Source organism: Bacillus sp. DNRA2 (genome assembly GCF_012843265.1).
Lineage (GTDB): Bacteria > Bacillota > Bacilli > Bacillales > Cytobacillaceae > Bacillus_BU.
On the sequence record NZ_JABAIT010000011.1, the window covers coordinates 1 to 16,837 of the forward strand.

Annotated in this window: 16 protein-coding genes; 3 read left to right on the plus strand and 13 right to left on the minus strand. The window is 38.2% G+C overall.

Annotated features, from left to right (window positions below; translation table 11 throughout):
• Window positions 1-131 precede the first annotated feature (131 nt).
• Window positions 132-800 (minus strand): adaptor protein MecA, encoded by a 669-nt coding sequence (gene mecA / locus HHO41_RS10830; protein WP_169098648.1) that lies wholly within the window; start codon window positions 798-800, stop codon window positions 132-134.
• A 357-nt stretch (window positions 801-1,157) separates the two neighbouring features.
• A complete protein-coding gene (spxA, locus tag HHO41_RS10835) occupies window positions 1,158-1,553 on the minus strand; it encodes a transcriptional regulator SpxA (protein ID WP_169098413.1) in 396 nt (131 codons plus the stop codon).
• 557 nt (window positions 1,554-2,110) lie between these two features.
• Between spxA and HHO41_RS10840 the strand changes: the two genes are divergently transcribed.
• The gene (locus HHO41_RS10840) at window positions 2,111-2,293 is read left to right on the plus strand and encodes a hypothetical protein (RefSeq protein ID WP_169098415.1); all 183 of its coding nucleotides are present in this window, start codon (window positions 2,111-2,113) and stop codon (window positions 2,291-2,293) included.
• Between the two features lie 102 nt (window positions 2,294-2,395).
• Here the strand turns inward: HHO41_RS10840 and HHO41_RS10845 are convergent, their stop codons facing one another.
• From HHO41_RS10845 to HHO41_RS10865, 5 genes are all read right to left on the minus strand, one after another.
• Complete coding sequence (locus HHO41_RS10845) at window positions 2,396-3,331, minus strand: ABC transporter ATP-binding protein (RefSeq protein ID WP_169098417.1); 936 nt, start codon at window positions 3,329-3,331, stop codon at window positions 2,396-2,398.
• 1 nt (window position 3,332) lies between these two features.
• Complete coding sequence (locus HHO41_RS10850) at window positions 3,333-4,400, minus strand: ABC transporter ATP-binding protein (protein ID WP_169098419.1); 1,068 nt, start codon at window positions 4,398-4,400, stop codon at window positions 3,333-3,335.
• Window positions 4,401-4,414: 14 nt separating this feature from the next.
• The gene (locus HHO41_RS10855) at window positions 4,415-5,332 is read right to left on the minus strand and encodes an ABC transporter permease (protein ID WP_169098421.1); all 918 of its coding nucleotides are present in this window, start codon (window positions 5,330-5,332) and stop codon (window positions 4,415-4,417) included.
• A 3-nt stretch (window positions 5,333-5,335) separates the two neighbouring features.
• Window positions 5,336-6,271 (minus strand): ABC transporter permease, encoded by a 936-nt coding sequence (locus tag HHO41_RS10860; protein WP_169098423.1) that lies wholly within the window; start codon window positions 6,269-6,271, stop codon window positions 5,336-5,338.
• A 96-nt stretch (window positions 6,272-6,367) separates the two neighbouring features.
• Window positions 6,368-8,002 (minus strand): ABC transporter substrate-binding protein, encoded by a 1,635-nt coding sequence (locus HHO41_RS10865; protein ID WP_169098426.1) that lies wholly within the window; start codon window positions 8,000-8,002, stop codon window positions 6,368-6,370.
• 740 nt (window positions 8,003-8,742) lie between these two features.
• Here HHO41_RS10865 and trpS point away from each other — a divergent pair.
• Entirely contained in the window at window positions 8,743-9,735 is a 993-nt protein-coding gene (gene trpS, locus HHO41_RS10870; RefSeq protein WP_211171125.1) for a tryptophan--tRNA ligase, read from the plus strand.
• Window positions 9,736-9,833: 98 nt separating this feature from the next.
• Here the strand turns inward: trpS and HHO41_RS10875 are convergent, their stop codons facing one another.
• From HHO41_RS10875 to HHO41_RS10895, 4 genes are all read right to left on the minus strand, one after another.
• The gene (locus tag HHO41_RS10875; protein ID WP_169098428.1) at window positions 9,834-10,580 is read right to left on the minus strand and encodes a YjbA family protein; all 747 of its coding nucleotides are present in this window, start codon (window positions 10,578-10,580) and stop codon (window positions 9,834-9,836) included.
• A gap of 489 nt (window positions 10,581-11,069) precedes the next feature.
• The gene (locus HHO41_RS10885) at window positions 11,070-11,906 is read right to left on the minus strand and encodes a DUF2268 domain-containing putative Zn-dependent protease (protein ID WP_169098430.1); all 837 of its coding nucleotides are present in this window, start codon (window positions 11,904-11,906) and stop codon (window positions 11,070-11,072) included.
• Window positions 11,907-12,028: 122 nt separating this feature from the next.
• A complete protein-coding gene (gene fabF / locus HHO41_RS10890) occupies window positions 12,029-13,264 on the minus strand; it encodes a beta-ketoacyl-ACP synthase II (RefSeq protein ID WP_169098432.1) in 1,236 nt (411 codons plus the stop codon).
• A 57-nt stretch (window positions 13,265-13,321) separates the two neighbouring features.
• Window positions 13,322-14,254 carry a beta-ketoacyl-ACP synthase III gene (locus tag HHO41_RS10895; RefSeq protein ID WP_169098434.1) on the minus strand — a complete coding sequence of 311 codons (933 nt, stop codon included), beginning with the start codon at window positions 14,252-14,254 and terminating at the stop codon, window positions 13,322-13,324.
• Between the two features lie 227 nt (window positions 14,255-14,481).
• On the opposite strand from HHO41_RS10895, the gene HHO41_RS10900 reads away from it, so the two are divergent.
• Entirely contained in the window at window positions 14,482-14,850 is a 369-nt protein-coding gene (locus HHO41_RS10900; protein WP_169098436.1) for a hypothetical protein, read from the plus strand.
• Window positions 14,851-14,896: 46 nt separating this feature from the next.
• On the opposite strand, the gene HHO41_RS10905 is transcribed toward HHO41_RS10900, so the two are convergent.
• The gene (locus HHO41_RS10905) at window positions 14,897-15,847 is read right to left on the minus strand and encodes a BMP family ABC transporter substrate-binding protein (RefSeq protein WP_169098438.1); all 951 of its coding nucleotides are present in this window, start codon (window positions 15,845-15,847) and stop codon (window positions 14,897-14,899) included.
• A gap of 149 nt (window positions 15,848-15,996) precedes the next feature.
• Window positions 15,997-16,836, minus strand: a complete 840-nt coding sequence (locus HHO41_RS10910) for a hypothetical protein (protein ID WP_169098440.1) — start codon at window positions 16,834-16,836, stop codon at window positions 15,997-15,999.
• Window position 16,837 lies beyond the last annotated feature (1 nt).

A 16,837-nucleotide genomic window follows, 5' to 3' on the forward strand; every position in this document is an offset into this window, starting at 1 on the left:
TGTTTACCCATATCCATTCCCCTAAGGATTTATACGAACAGTGTATCGAACAGTTATCCACAAGTCGAGAATTTTATAATTTCCTAAACAATAAAAAAAAACCGATTCCTTTATCAGAATCGGTCGGTTAATTAAGCAAAATATTCTCTTAAGGTTGGGAACACATTCTCTGCTAAGACGAGTTTACCATATTCCTCTAAACGATGAATGGTTAATGCAGATTCGTGTGCGAATTCAAGCAAGATACTTAATTTATCGTCAATTTCCTCTTCCTCGTACTCTTCCTCAGGAAAGTCGACAAATAAATAGTATTTATTTTCAAAGGAATAAAGCTTTGTATGCAAATCATCAATTCCAGGTCGCTTTGCCAAAGCAATGCAATCCTCGAAATCGTTAAAGGCCAACAGAAACTCCAAATTGACTTCATAATCGTCATCATTGCGCGAATCGTGGCGTGAACTAAAATGGTGATCTAATATTTCCTCGATGTGCTCGTCAACTGGTATATCTTTTAGCTTCTCATCAGGCATTGGTAATTCAAACTTATGACCATCCTTAGAGAGCTGAGCCTTTGTTACTAAAACCTCCAAGCCTTTTTCCATAGCTTGGACTTGAATCCATAATGGACCTTCAACGCTGAACTCTTCTTCCTGATGAATTTCATCCATCATTTCCCAGAAAAGTTCTTCACTTCGTTCGCGATTATACCAAATCTCTTCGCGATCAAAGCCCCGTTCTTCTATATCACCATAAGAAATATAAAATTTAACGGTATTCTCATTAATGCGCTCAATTTCCATCATAACAACTCTCCTTTCTGATAAAGGAATGAAGGGAATCAATACTCCTTAGAACGATTCCGCACCCTTCTTTCCGTTTGTAATAAAAGGTGTTCCTAATCGTTACCAACTGACTAATGATTCTACCTTGTACTCTTATTTTATGATAAAAACAAAAATTAGGGAAATAAAAACTAAAGCTTCTGAAAAACCATTATTAGCCTATTACCCAAAGTATATTCCTTATATAGTATCAAAAAAAACCTTGAATCTCAATTTTGAACACTTTATTAGGGGAAATGTAGTATCGGCCTTTTTTTGATTCACTTTTTATATTTTTAGATAACAAAAGAGGCTAACGATGTCAGCCTCTTTTAATTAGTTTACAAGACGTTGTGCCTCGCGCAATTGGAAAGTCCTAACCTTTCTTGGTAAGAAACGACGAATCTCATCTTCGTTGTAACCCACTTGAAGGCGTTTTTCATCGATGATAATCGGACGGCGCAATAATCCAGGATTATCTTTAATTAGTTCAAATAAGTCCTGAAGTGGCATAGTTTCAACATTAACATTTAATTTTTGGAAAGTTTTCGATCTTGTTGAGATGATTTCGTCTGTTCCATCCTCAGTCATACGAAGAATTTCCTTGATTTCATCAATTGACAACGGTTCTGAAAAGATATTTCTTTCCCGATAAGGGATTTCGTGCTCTTCTAACCATGCTTTTGCTTTTCGACAAGATGTGCAACTTGGTGAAGTGTATAATGTAACCATACAAATTCACACTCCCTTTTATAGACATATACTGAATTGGTAAGTTTTAATAATTTATAGCGAATCCCAAATAAAAATTGTTTTAATTAAGAAATTTATATTCAAATTATACACCAACCAACATCAAATTGATACCCCTTTTTTAAAATTCCTTTAATCTAATGTAATAATTGTCCACTATAGTTTATTACGTATAAAAACCAAAAAAGTTTCACTTTTTATCACTTTTTATATCGTTTTTTACAATTTAGATTGATATTTGTCATAGACTATCATGTTGATAACATTGTATTTAAAGCGTTTTCAAGAATCTTATGATAATTTTTATTGATCATTAGTTCACAAAAGCAGAAAACAACCTTATTTAATTCTCAATTAGATTAACACATTGAAAATAAATACCAATAGTGTGATTTATTTTCAATTAAAGGGTTTTCTTTCTTTCATTCTGTTCACACTTATTTTAAAATATATAAGAAGGACAACTGTGGAAACGTTTAGAATTGAAAATATTTACTCGTCTAAACGAGTTACACAATGAAAAATGGGGGATTTTCATGGTAGGATTCATAATGGATTTTGCAATTGTTGCACTTTTAATAATCGGAATAACCGCGATGATGGGAGCGTTGACTAACGGAATTGGCTCAATCATAGGCGGCAAAAAACGTTCAGAGTTCGTAGACCAATCTGCTAGATTCCAAGTAGGCTGGAAGCAAGTCGGCGGAAAAAAGAAATAAAAACAAAAGGCGAAAGCCAGTTAGTATGTTCTTGGGTGCTAGATAGCTGTAGCTAGACATATTCTATAAAAAAAAACGATCTCATATATCGAGATCGTTTTTTTAATCTTTATAATTCGCTTTATACTTCGCTAGTTCACTCTCCGAACAATATACAAAGTGTCCTGGACGCACTTCACGCATTTCCACTTTCTCACTTTCACTATAGCCGTGGACATTAGGATCGTACGTATGACGGCGTCGAGTTCGTTCAGTTTCTGGATCTGGAAGTGGTATTGCTGACAGAAGTGATTGAGTGTATGGGTGAAGCGGATTTTTGTATAGTACATCGGAAGGAGCTAATTCAACCAGTTTCCCGAAATACATCACTCCAATTCGGTCACTAATATACTTTACCATTGACAAGTCATGAGCAATAAACAAATATGTTAAGCCTTTTTCCCGCTGCAGCTTCCTCATTAAGTTAACAACCTGGGCCTGAATAGAAACGTCCAATGCTGAAATGGGCTCATCAGCAATGATGAATTCTGGTTGCACCGCAAGGGCACGAGCAATCCCGATCCGCTGCCTTTGTCCACCTGAGAATTCATGGGGATAGCGGTTTGCGTGCTCTTTATTTAAACCAACCGTTTCTAATAAATCATAAACTTGTTGCATCCGCTCCTGCTTACTACTTGCTAAGCCGTGAATATCTATCCCCTCAGCAATAATATCCGTAACCGTCATTCGTGGATTTAATGACGCATATGGATCTTGAAATATCATTTGCATTTTTCGGTTAAATGTCTTTAAGTCCTTCTTCGACTTCCTCCCATGTACATCCACGCCATTAAACAAAACTTGACCGTCTGTCGCATCATAAAGACGGATAATTGTTCGACCAGTTGTTGATTTTCCACAGCCAGACTCACCAACTAAGCCTAGTGTTTCACCCTTATATATATCAAAGCTTACATCATCAACTGCTTTAACCATATTCGGTCTGCCCTCATTAAAATATTGTTTTAGGTTTTTTATCTCTACTAATTTTTCTGCCATATTATTTCCCCTCCCCTACCATAATCGGCTGAGCAAAATTCGAGGGCATTGGGCGAATCCGCTTCTTTACTGTCTCAGGTGGTTCGATTGCTGGTGCATCAGGATGAAGAAGCCATGTTTTCGCAAAATGTGTTTCTGAGATTTGGAACATTGGTGGTTCCTCTTCAAAATCGATTGCCAACGCATATGGATTCCTTGCTGCAAAAGCATCACCTTTTGGTGGATTAGTTAAATCTGGAGGAGTCCCCGGAATAGCAGCCAATTCTGTTTTATCATCATTCTCCAAACTTGGCATGGAAGCTAATAAACCCCATGTATAAGGATGACGTGGGTCATAGAAGATTTCATCAACTGTGCCCATTTCAATAATTTTCCCAGCATACATAACCGCTACCCGGTCTGCTACATTCGCAACAACGCCTAAATCATGGGTAATAAAAATAATCGAAGTATCCATTTTATCCTGTAAATCCTTCATTAATTCTAGGATTTGAGCTTGAATCGTCACATCAAGTGCAGTTGTTGGTTCATCAGCAATCAACAGCTTTGGATTAGCAGCAAGCGCAATCGCAATCATGGCACGTTGTCTCATCCCACCCGAGAATTCGTGTGGATATTGATTGACTCGTTTTTCGGGCATCGGAATACCAACTAGTTTAAGCAATTCAATTGCACGGTCTTTTGCTTGTCTCCCTGACATGTTTTGATGTTTAATCAAAACCTCCATAATTTGCTTGCCGACCTTCATCGTTGGGTTTAACGATGTCATCGGATCTTGGAAAATCATACTAATTTCTTTTCCACGAACCTTTTCCATTTGCTTGTCTGATTTTGGAACAATATCGTCACCATTAAATAGAATCTGTCCGCCTGTAATTTTTCCAGGTGGCATTGGAATCAGCTTCATAATCGTTTGGGTCATGACGGATTTACCAGATCCTGATTCCCCCACTACTGCAAGCGTCTCACCTTTATAAAGATCAAAGCTAACATCACTAACCGCCTTAACCTCACCTCCATAAGTTTGGAATGAGACTGATAAATCTTTCACTTCTAGTATTTTTTCCATTTTCTCACTCCCCCTTATTTTCGAAGTCTTGGATCTAGAGCATCACGTAAACCATCACCGATAACGTTAAATGCAAAGATAGTTAAACAAATAAATGTCGCTGGGAAAAACAAGCGCCAAGGGTAATATTTTAGTGCTGGCAATGCATCAGATGCCATCGTTCCCCAACTCGCTAATGGAGGCGTTAAACCTAATCCGAGATAACTTAAGAATGCCTCGGTAAAAATGGCAGATGGAATAGTTAATGTCATCGTTACGAGGATTGGGCCCATTGAGTTTGGAATCAAGTGTTTTGTCATAATACGTGACAGTCCGGCACCTAAAGTTTTGGATGCCAACACATACTCCTGACCCTTTAGGGATAAAACTTGTCCACGAACAATTCTGGCCATATTAATCCATCCAGTAATCGTCATTGCTAAAATCATTGTTCCAATGCTTTGACCTAATACAACCATTAACAAAATAACAAGTAATAAATAAGGAATTCCGTATAGAACATCAGCCAATCGCATCATGATTTCATCGGTGCGACCACCTTTATATCCTGCAATTACACCCCATAGTACGCCAATCGTTAAATCTACAAGTGCTGCAGCAATCCCAATAAATAATGATATTCTTGCGCCTTCCCATGTCCTTGTAAAAACATCACGACCAAGGTCATCTGTTCCAAACCAATGGTCTCCTGATGGGGCCTGATTTTTATTCGCTAAATCGTTTGATGCATAATCATATCCCGACATATAAGGTCCAAAAATAGCCATGATAATTAATAATAAAAGGATAACGACACCAAATAGGGCAAGTTTGTTTTTCTTAAAACGATGCAATACATCTTTCCAAAACGAAAGGCTAGGCTTTGAAATTTTTTCGGCGTCTATGCCTACAGGTCCAACAACCTTAAATCGATCAGTAGATATCTGTTTCATTCGTTATTCTCCTTTCTTCCCGCCTGCCAATTTGATCCGAGGATCAACTAATCCATACACAATGTCAACAAGGAGAATCGATACAAGTAAAATTATGCTATAGAAAACTGTAACACCCATAATAACTGTATAATCACGATTACCGATACTTAATACGAAATGAGAGCCTAATCCTGGAATACCAAATATTTTTTCAATAACAAAGCTACCTGTAATAATTCCTGCCGATAAAGGCCCCATATACGAAACAACTGGTAACATAGCATTTCGAATCGTGTGCTTTACCGTAATGACACCTTGACTTAAACCTTTAGATTTAGCGGTCTTAATATAATCATTTGCTAAAACCTCCAACATAGAGGACCTCGTCAGTCGAGCAATAAAGGCCATTGGAGAGGCAGCTAATGCTAACGATGGTAGCACTGTATGCATAGGGGATTCCCAAAGAGCTACAGGAAAAACCTGCCATTTAATAGCCAGAAAATATTGTAGAAACGTTGCCATAATAAACGATGGAACAGAAATACCCATAACAGCCACTATCATCGCACTATAGTCCTGCCATTTATTATGCTTGAGTGCCGCAATAATTCCGAGGATTACACCTATAGCTACTGCAATTAATATCGCTTGGGCACCTAAAGCTAAGGAAACAGGGAAACCATTATTAATTAATTCGTTAACTGTTTGACTTTTATACTTAAACGATGGACCAAAATCCCAATTGGCAATCCGAACGAGATATTCCCAATATTGAACATACCATGGTTGATCTAATCCATAATGTGCATTTAAATTTGCTTCAATCTCTGGAAGTAATTTTTTCTCAGATGTGAAAGGATTTCCTGGTGCTAGACGCATAAAGAAAAAAGTAGCTGTTATGATTAACCATAGCGATATCAGCATATAGACCAGTCGTTTCCCTATATATTTAAGCAATGACAAACACCTCCAATATTTCATATTTCTTTCTATTCAGCAACGAAGGTATATGGGGCATAATCCCCATATACCTTTCACAAAAAAATTTAATTCTTATTCAAAAAATGCCCATTTAAATTGGACGTCACCAAGACCTGATAAAGCAACTCCTTTTAAGTTGTCTTTTTGAACCCAAGTATTAGTGTAGAAATAGATAGGAGCTACCGGCATATCTTCCATAAATACCGCTTCAGCATCCTTTAACAGTTGTTGACGCTTCTCAGCATTTCCCTCCGTTTGAGACTTAGCCAATAAATCTTTAAATTCTTGACTTTCCCAGCCAGTATCGTTATTTCCGCCATCTTTATCACGGTATAACTCAAGGAAGTTAATCGCGTCGTTGAAATCACCTAACCAACCTAAGCGGCCTACTTGATAATCTAAGCTATGAAGCTTGTCTAAGTATACAGCCCATTCTTGGTTATTAATCGTTACTTCAATACCAAGATTCTTCTTCCACATATCTTGAATTGCTTGAGCAATTTTTTGATGTGCTTCATTAGTATTGTAAGAAATTGTAATTGGAGGTAGTTCAGAAGCATCTTTATATCCAAGTTCTTCTAAACCTTTTTTCAAGTATTCTTTGGCTGTTTTTACATCATTGTCTTTAAAGTAGCCTTTTTCATTTTCTTTGAACATTGTTGGTGGTACAATCGCCATTGCTGGTAATTGTTCGCCTTGAGTAATATTTTGAATTAATTCTTTACGGTTAATCGCAAGAGCAAGAGCCTTACGGATATTTACATTATTTAAAGGTGCAACAGTAGTATTAAATTTGTAATTGTAAATACCTGCGATTGATTGAACTTTAAGTGATCCATCATCTTTTAAGGCTTGCATTGCATCAGTAGGAAGTGAGCTTGTAGGAGAACCCGCCCAATCTAGTTCACCGTTATCAAACATTGATAACTCAGTGTTTGCATCAGCAACCATATGCATCGTAATAGTTTCTAATTTAACATTTTTAGCATCCCAATAATTTTCGTTCTTTTCTAGAACTAGTTTATCGTTATGAGACCATTCCGTCATTTTGAATGGACCGTTGGATGTATAATTCTCACCAGCATCAGTAGCCCAGTTTGGATTCGCCTGTGCCAATTTGCTGTTAACTGGTAAATAAGTATAGAAAGCAGTGAGTTCTAAGAAGTAAGGAGTTGGATTAACCAATTTTACTTCTAAAGTTTTCTTATCAATTGCTTTTAAACCAATTGCATCAGCTGAACCTGAGCCTTGGTTATACGCCTCAGCACCATCAATATAATAAAGCTGATAAGCATATTCAGATTGGTTCGCTGGATCTAGTGCCCATTTCCAAGCATAAACGAAATCTTCAGCGGTTACTGGGTCACCATTTGTCCATTTTGCATCACGGAGTGTAAATGTATAAGTCTTTTGATCATCAGATACCTTTACATCTTTAGCCATTGCATTTTCTGGTTTACCTTTTGGGTTAATACGAGTTAAACCTTCAAAGGTTTGACGAAGCACTGTTCCAGATGTAGAATCCTTAGCTAAACCTGGATGTAAACTTGGTGGCTCTGAGAAAATGTTAATGCGAAGATCCTGTGCCACTTTTTCTTTGTCTTTGTCTTTATCTCCAGCATTGTCTTTCTTACTGCCTGCACAAGCAGTTAAAAATAAACTGAAAACAATTAGTAAAGCTAGTAAGCCAAATAATTTTTTCCTCACGCTGTGACCCCCTATTTATATATTTTTTATTTGCAAACGGTACTAAACGATTTCTTTTCTTCATATACACATGTACACCTCAGGTATATTTATATAATAATCAGTCAATTTATGACAAAAAATTGACAATAAAAAATAAGTTTATAAACCTGAAGTTGAATGACCCATTAGGCTAGCTTTCACCACCCCATCTAGCGATTAAAACTTAGTATGTTATAAACTCATTTTTTACGGATATCCTTGAGATTATACAGTTTTTCGAAGATTATATCCGCTCAGTATGTACCCATTTGTTAGGTTTATTATAAATAGTTTGAATAGTTAATGCAAGTAACTTTTTGGTTAACTCATTGTGCGATACAAGCATTTTTTCTGCTTTTTCCAAGAATATACGTCATATTTCGACACTTTTAATATTATTCTAGTAACATTTTTACTGATTTTTTGCGATATTTTGACGACAAATTTTTTGGTAAAATTTTTCTGTGGGTTCTGTTGATTTTTTTTTGTTCTTGTTATAATTTTGATATGATAAGCATGATTGAATAGTCGGCTGGTAAAAATGGACCAATCGTCCTTATTCAAAAAGGATGATTGGTTTTTTTAATTTAGGCTGCGTTAAGCATGAATGTTGATTTCCGCTGCAGGCACTTCGCTTTCCGCTCCAATCAACTTGCGAAAAATCAACACTAAGCTTTAACACAGCCTTAATTTAAAGAGAAAGAAAGGGAGGAATTTTATTGATGAAGACTATCTTCTCAGGTATTCAACCGAGCGGAACGATTACGCTTGGCAACTATATCGGTGCGATGAAGCAATTTGTCGAACTTCAAAACGAATACAACTGCTACTTCTGTATCGTTGACCAACATGCCATCACCGTTCCACAAGATCGCTTAGAATTACGTAAAAATATTCGCAGTCTTGCTGCTCTCTATCTAGCTTGTGGCATCGACCCGGAGAAAGCGACGCTTTTCATCCAATCCGAGGTACCCGCACATGCACAAGCTGGTTGGATGATGCAATGCATATCCTACATCGGTGAACTAGAAAGAATGACCCAGTTCAAAGACAAATCCGCTGGAAAAGAGGCAGTTCCAGCAGCACTACTTACATACCCTCCATTAATGGTTGCTGACATCTTATTGTATAGCACCGATCTTGTCCCAGTTGGAGAGGACCAAAAGCAGCATCTCGAATTAACAAGAGATTTAGCTGAACGCTTTAACAAAAAATATAATGACATTTTTACCATTCCTGAAATTCGAATTCCGCAAGTGGGCGCACGGATTATGTCCTTACAAGAGCCTAATAAAAAGATGAGTAAATCGGATCCAAACACAAAAGCTACGATTACCCTTCTTGATGATCCAAAACAAATCGAAAAGAAGATTAAGAGTGCCGTTACTGACTCTGACGGAATCGTAAAGTACGATCGTGAAAATAAAGCAGGAATTTCTAATCTCTTGTCAATCTATTCAATTTTCTCAAAACGCCCAATTCCTGAAATAGAAGCAGCATACGAAGGGAAAGGGTACGGTGACTTCAAAGCAGATTTAGCCAAAGTTGTTGTTGATGAACTTGCACCAATCCAGCAGAAATACCATGAATTGATGGAATCAGCAGTTCTTGATGAAATCCTTGACCGCGGTGCAGAAAAAGCAAATAAAGTCGCCAGCAAAATGCTGAAGAAAATGGAAAACGCTATGGGGCTGGGGCGTAAACGGAAATAATCAGAAAGCGTAATAAATTGCTTATCGACTAGTGACCTAGAGCCATTGGCCAGGTGCTAGACACAAAATAAAAATTGAGGAGCTGTTCATTCAGCTCCTCAATTTACTTTTGGACCATGCTCCATTTCCCATAGTTTTTCAAAGAATGGTTGTCCTTTTATAATATTTTCACAAAATTTATAATGTTTTGCTGTCCACCCGTATTTAGTTTCCTCAAATAGCTGATACCAAGCCTCTTCAAACTCGAGACATTGGATATCTTCATAGCGTTCTGGTCGCCATTCTGTATACCAATATCGAATTTCGGCAACATTCTTGGATGTAAATAAATGATCTAACGCCATAAATAACAACTGCTTTAATTGTCTTTCTTTACGAGTTAGCCCCCTCATTAAATCAGGCTCTGGAGATAAAATATGAAATTCCTTCTTTTCCGGCTGAAACTCAAATGAATACTTAATCGTATCATTTGTTTCAATCATTTCATAAACAAGCTGCTCCTGGCGCGGAATTAATCTGCTTTTTCTAATGGGAATAGTGTATCCCATTGTGTCAATTGCAAGAATTCCTACTCCGTCCGTCACTACGAAGCAATTATCAAGCTGAATCCGTTCATGATTCTTGCGTAAAAACGCTTTTTGATATACATCTGCCAATAGCTCTTGTGGTAGCTCCGCTAAGTCATTTTCAATATAATGGAACAGGACGGATTCAACTTTCAACAACGGCACTTGATCAAGCAGTTCTACCGCATCATCTTTACGCCACTCATGGAAATGACAAATATTATAGCCGTTTTCTTCCCCTTCAAACCAGTTCACCCATACATCATGAAGATACAACATGAATTTACCCCTCACTTCAAGAAACTGTTGTTTTCAATCAGTATGGGCAGGGAACAGTTAAATTATTCCTCCATTTCTATCGTTTAGCAGGTTCTTTTGCTTATAGGCTGTGATAAACATGAATGTTGATTTCCGCTACAGGCACTTCGCTTTCCGCGGGGCTAGTTGGGAGCCTCCTCGGAGCATTTGCGCCTGTGGGGTCTCCCAAACCAGCTACTCCCGCAGGAGTCTTCGTGCCTTACGCTCCAATCAACTTGTGATAAATTAATACTAAGCTTTAATACTGCCTTCAGAAAAATACCAGTTGGGGAAAAGCTTCTGAAGGGGAATTTTCCAATATCAAATTGATCTGTTGATCCTAGTTACGATACATTTTAGGCCTAAAATTCATTCATTTTGTTTCATAGAGCCCTGCTACGGTACATTTCTATCCCAAAAATCATTCAATTTGTTTCATAGAGCGTCAGCAGCTAGGCCGCCCAAATGACTTCACCAATCCCCGACCGTCTCCAAAAACTTATGGGACTTAACCGTAAATGTATCTCCTATTGAAAAAGGCCGATCATGATAATATTTCTTCGCCAGCAAGTATCCCGCAGCATAGCCGAGCATCGTTGGAAACCCGCGCTCACCGAACAAAATTTGGTCATGAAGTGACTCCATTTTTTTCACGCTTAAATGATCAGCTACGTACTTTTTCCATAATTCCGTTAATTGTTTTTCGGTATATCTCGTACACCATGGTGCTAAATAGTTAGAACCACATTCAGCTTCTACTGCCACTTCTGCCACCCCCTCTAAAATGATGGAGTCAAGCAAGTTATAGTCCTCAATGCGTTTATCAATTGTATTCATACGACACACATGATGGTATTCATGAACAAAGAGCGCTTCTATATCCTGTTTAGTCAGTTTAGGAGTGAGGAAGAGGAAAAGCTTATCGTGAAATGATAAACCAGACTTATTTTTATAAGAAGATCGCCCAAATAACCCTTGTTTCTCTCCAAATGGAAAAATAAAGATTGGAATATCTTGGCCTATCCATTTATGTCTGTAATGCTCATATAGCTGTTCTACCATGCTCCATACTCGCTTTTGCTTCAATTCTTCAAAGGATTCCTTGGAAAGTCGAGTCGGTCTGTACATGCCAAAATTTTGCAAATAGCGATAAAAGCCACGCGGCTCCCTAATTGCCTCAGTTCGACGAGTCTTTACTAATTTGCTATATTTTTCAGAACGATTTTTCCATTCTAGCACTTTAGTACAAATTTCAAGTGGATCATCAAAATCCTCATCCAACCATGTATTTGTCTCAATTACCCCCAATTGAAACCCTCCAGTTAAGCTTTTTATGAGAGTCTATGTTTGCCGTCACAAAATGTGCAAGTCAAAAAAAGCCGACTTAAGCGAATCCCCCAATTCGCTTAGTCGACTTTTTTAAACAATTATTAATATTTTTTTAATGCGATCGTTGCGTTGTGTCCGCCGAACCCTAATGAGTTACTGATAACAACACTGATGTCTTGTTTACGTGCTTCATTTGGGACATAATCTAAATCACACTCAGGATCAGGAGTTTGTAAATTCATAGTCGGCGGAAGGATGCCTTCTTGTAACGCCATCGCAGAGAAAATTGCTTCAACTCCACCGGCTGCACCGAGAAGGTGACCAGTCATTGATTTGGTTGAGCTAACAGCTAACTTGTATGCGTGCTCACCAAATACCTCTTTGATAGCTGCCGTTTCATATTTATCGTTATAGCCTGTGCTCGTTCCGTGAGCATTGATATAGTCTACTTCCTCAGGCTTAATACCGCCATCAGCTAGTGCCTGCTTCATCGCACGAGCACCACCTTCACCGCCTGGAGCAGGAGCAGTCACGTGGTAAGCATCACCTGTTGCACCATAGCCAACGATTTCGGCATAAATTTTTGCACCACGGGCTAAAGCATGCTCAAGTTCTTCTAATACGACAATACCAGCACCTTCACCGATTACGAAACCATCACGATTTGCATCGAACGGGCGGCTCGCTGTTTGGGGATCTGGATTTGTTGATAATGCTGTGTTGGCACAAAAACCTGCTACAGACATTCTCGTAATCGGCGCTTCAGCACCACCACTTACCATAACATCAGCATCACCGCGTTGAATCACTTTAAACGCATCACCGATTGAATTTGTTCCGGTAGCACAAGCAGTTACCGTACAGGAGTTAATTCCCTTAGCACCTAACATGATTGAAACCTGACCTGCTGCCATATCAGGAATAATCATTGGAACAAAGAATGGGCTTACCCGCTTATAACCACGGTTCAAAAAGGTTTCAAATTGATTTTCGAATGTTTCCATTCCACCAATTCCCGACCCAATCCATACCCCAACACGTGTTGCGTTTTCGTCGGTAATTTCAAGGTTTGCATCCTTGACAGCCATTGAAGCTGCTGCCACCGCATATTGCGTAAAACGGTCCATTTTTCTAGCGTCTTTTTTTTCAATAAAAGCTTCAATATTAAAATCCTTTAATTCAGCTGCAACCTTCGCCGGGTATTGATCCGCATCAAGTCTGGTTAAAGGTCCCACACCAGATACGCCTGCAATGAGGTTTTTCCATGTTGTTTCTACGTCATTTCCAAGTGGTGTAACCGCACCAACGCCTGTTACGACAACCCTTCGTTTTTCCATTACTGTTGCACTCCTTTTCTAAGTAAAAAATAAGATGATTGCGACATTTATAATATCTTATTTACCCCAACGCAATGCAATTGCGCCCCAGGTTAAACCTCCACCAAAGCCGACCATCACGATTACATCATCATCGTTAATCTTTCCTGCTTCAAGTTCTTCTACAATTGAAATTGGGATCGATGCGGCAGATGTATTCCCGTATTTATTTACCGTTTTTGACATTTTTTCCTCAGGCAACTCCAATCGTTGTCGGGATGCCTCCATAATGCGAATATTCGCCTGATGTGGAATGAGCATATCTACATCTTTTTTGGAAAGGCCAGCTTTTTCGATGACATTGACTGCGCTTTCCCCCATTTGACGAACCGCGAATTTAAAGACTTCACGGCCATTCATTACAATGTAATCTTCCTGATAAAGATGTTTTCCACCTGAGCCGTCAGCACCTAGCTCAAACGCAAGGATACCTCTGTTTTCAGATACAGGACCCATCACAACTGCTCCTGCACCATCACCAAATAAAACTGCTGTATTGCGATCATTCCAATCAGTAATTTTAGAAAGTTTTTCCACACCAACTACTAATATATGCTTATAAGTTCCAATCTCAATAAACTGCTTTGCGGTTACCATTCCGTACATAAACCCAGCACATGCCGCACTGATATCCATTGCAGCTGCCTTCTTCGCTCCTAAACGATCTTGAAGAATGCACGAAACTGTTGGAAATGGTTGATCAGGTGTAACCGTTGCAACAAGTATTAAGTCAATTTCCTCTGCTGTAATTCCAGCATTCTCAATTGCATTTTTCGCAGCTTCATAAGCCAAATCAGACGTATTCATAGAGTCATCAGCAATTCTACGTTCTTCAATCCCCGTTCTTGACCGAATCCATTCGTCTGTTGTGTCCATTCTTTGTTCCAGTTCCTGGTTAGTCACAATTCGTTCAGGTAAATAACGACCTATTCCTTTAATACCAGCGTTCATGGAAACAACTCCTTTTCAATATATAACATGATAGTTAATAGTATATTTTATTATCAAATATTATGACTTGGTACTAATTTTATCAAAAAACAAACTTCATTGGCAACTTTTTTTTAATCTGTTTCGGACATTGACATGTGACACATAAAGACAGATGACCATACAAAAATATGAAGCGAACATAATATAGTAAATAAATAAAACTGCTAAAAGGAGGTAGCTAAAATATGTACTTGAATAATTCAAACGACAGAGATCGGCGCAGACAGGGTGACCCCTTTAGACAATTTTTATTTGGTAATCATTCATCACAGCATCATGGACAGAAAGATTATCAACAAGAAACTGAAAAAAAATCTAACACACAGACACGTAACTACTCTCCACAACGGAACAGGGGATTTAAACAAATGTCTCAGCAAAATGAAACAGTTTCAGCTCTCATCAATCCTGCCAGCGTTGAAAAATATTTAAATAACCTTGATGTTGACCTTTTATACGAAAACATAGATTTACTGATGAAAACGGCGGAACAATTTAAGCCATTATACAATGAGCTTAACCCAATCATTATGAAATTCCTTAAAAGGAAATAAGCAAATACAACGAATCCATCAGTATCAAATGCTGATGGATTTTTTGTCAATTATCATTCGGAAGTTTCCCCGTCCTAATATAATCTTCAATTAATACATTGATCTTTTCAATATAGGCCTTATCAATAAGGGGACTATATTTTCCCATCATAATCACGTCATCATTGAAGTCATACGACTGATTACCAGCCCTTAGCTCGTCTGAAACATATTGCTGTGCCACCATCACATAAAGTTTTTCAACATCCTGTACTGTACTAGTAAGGACAGTCGACTCGCCTAAGTCAGATTGATCAGAGACATAGCCAATGGCGTATTTACTATTTTCTTTGATTTTTTCGATAACTGGCACGTTAAAGCCATCACCGGCTGGATAAATTACATCTATTCTTTTTTTGAGCATCGAATCTAATAAGTCCAAGGCTTTGCCTTTGTCATTCCAATGACCAACATAACTAATTGTAACATTTGCCTGTTTATTTTCAAATTGAACACCGTCATAGAATCCTTCTACTTCTGGCTGCCATTCAAAAGCGGCAATGACACCAAGCTCGTTCGTTTTTGTCATGTGAGCAGCTACCATTCCACCAAAAAAGCCCATGGCATATCCATTGAAATTCATGCTTGTCGTGTTATTTTGCTTGGCATTTCCGTTGAAACTAACAAAGTGGATATCAGGATATTGTTCTGCCAAATCATTAAAGTACTCAGCATACTCGTTGCCATGTCCAAAAATGAGGGTAACACCCTTTTGATCAAAATCCTTCACACCTCTTGCTACAGCCTCTTTTGTATTCATGCCTTCCTTATAATAAACCTCAGCATCAAATTCAGATTGGATTTTCAACAGACCACTATAGCCTTTAGTGCCCCATACTTGGTCATTAACAGTTTCTGGAACCAGCAATCCTACCTTTGACAACTTTCCGTTTCCTACTTGGTGCTCACACCCGGCTAATAAAGCCAAGATTAACAGAAAAACTCCGAAACGCTTCAAAAAATTGCAACTCCTTTAATCATCAGCACAATTTAGCTGTGGCAATTGTCTTTTTGGTAACAATCTTTGACCTAGGGATTATACCCATCTCCCTATTCATTCTACCGCTAGCTATTCACATTGAAAAGAAATATTGTATTACAGAATCATTACATTCCCGCTAAAAACCTTATTAAATGCTCCTTTTGGATAAGCAGTCCTTGTTGACAATCAACAGTCCCACATATCTCCTTATAAACATCATTCGCTCTCGTTCCGTCTTTTACCAGTGTAAGACTACAAGGAATTGAATTTATTCCCAAATAGTTTGCGCAATTCATCCACTCATCCTCTATCCTATTTTTAAAAGTACATGTTTCAAGTTTTTCATCGTTAATAAGTCGGAACAACTCGGTCACGGCATCATCAATATAAATCGCATCATAGCACCATTCTTTCGGATTCAAAGCGAACTCGTCACAATTTTTCAAATCATTATATATCGCTTGTTGAAAGGAAAACTCAACAGGCTGCCACGGTCCATATAAGGTGGGTAATGAAATTGTACAATGCGGAATCCCTTTATCGGTGACACATTTGACAAGTTTTTCATGAATCGCTCCCAATGAATTCGGATTATCGATCTGTTGGTATAGCGGTTGAAGAAATACGACCTTGGCTGGATTAAATCGCTCCGTTTTCGGCAGCTCATTGGCCACACCTTCCAATTGGGCAATCAACATTTCCGCATTCTTTTTTAAAAATAAATCAAATATCGTTATGATAATGAGGGAATCTTGTTCGCAAGCTATTCCGATCTCCATCCATTCACGAAGAGTATGCTCCACCAAGTTACTATTGCGTCCGACTGAAAACTGTTTTTCTTCATAGAATAGATCGGTATTATTTTCAAAATTGATACACTCTACGAGATATCCTTGCTCTAAAAATTGCCTGCAAAGATGAAAGCTCAAAAACTCATAACCACCTACGATGACAATCTTGTCCATA

Bases quoted from the DNA above. Each gene is read 5' to 3' on its own strand.
- HHO41_RS10850 (WP_169098419.1), bottom strand. From the start codon at position 4,400: ATGGAAAAAATACTAGAAGTGAAAGATTTATCAGTCTCATTCCAAACT.
- HHO41_RS10875 (WP_169098428.1), bottom strand. From the start codon at position 10,580: ATGTTGTATCTTCATGATGTATGGGTGAACTGGTTTGAAGGGGAAGAA.
- HHO41_RS10895 (WP_169098434.1), bottom strand. From the start codon at position 14,254: ATGAACGCTGGTATTAAAGGAATAGGTCGTTATTTACCTGAACGAATT.
- HHO41_RS10910 (WP_169098440.1), bottom strand. From the start codon at position 16,836: ATGGACAAGATTGTCATCGTAGGTGGTTATGAGTTTTTGAGCTTTCAT.
- spxA (WP_169098413.1), bottom strand. From the start codon at position 1,553: ATGGTTACATTATACACTTCACCAAGTTGCACATCTTGTCGAAAAGCA.
- HHO41_RS10855 (WP_169098421.1), bottom strand. From the start codon at position 5,332: ATGAAACAGATATCTACTGATCGATTTAAGGTTGTTGGACCTGTAGGC.
- mecA (WP_169098648.1), bottom strand. From the start codon at position 800: ATGGAAATTGAGCGCATTAATGAGAATACCGTTAAATTTTATATTTCT.
- HHO41_RS10900 (WP_169098436.1), top strand. From the start codon at position 14,482: ATGTACTTGAATAATTCAAACGACAGAGATCGGCGCAGACAGGGTGAC.
- fabF (WP_169098432.1), bottom strand. From the start codon at position 13,264: ATGGAAAAACGAAGGGTTGTCGTAACAGGCGTTGGTGCGGTTACACCA.
- HHO41_RS10845 (WP_169098417.1), bottom strand. From the start codon at position 3,331: ATGGCAGAAAAATTAGTAGAGATAAAAAACCTAAAACAATATTTTAAT.
- HHO41_RS10840 (WP_169098415.1), top strand. From the start codon at position 2,111: ATGGTAGGATTCATAATGGATTTTGCAATTGTTGCACTTTTAATAATC.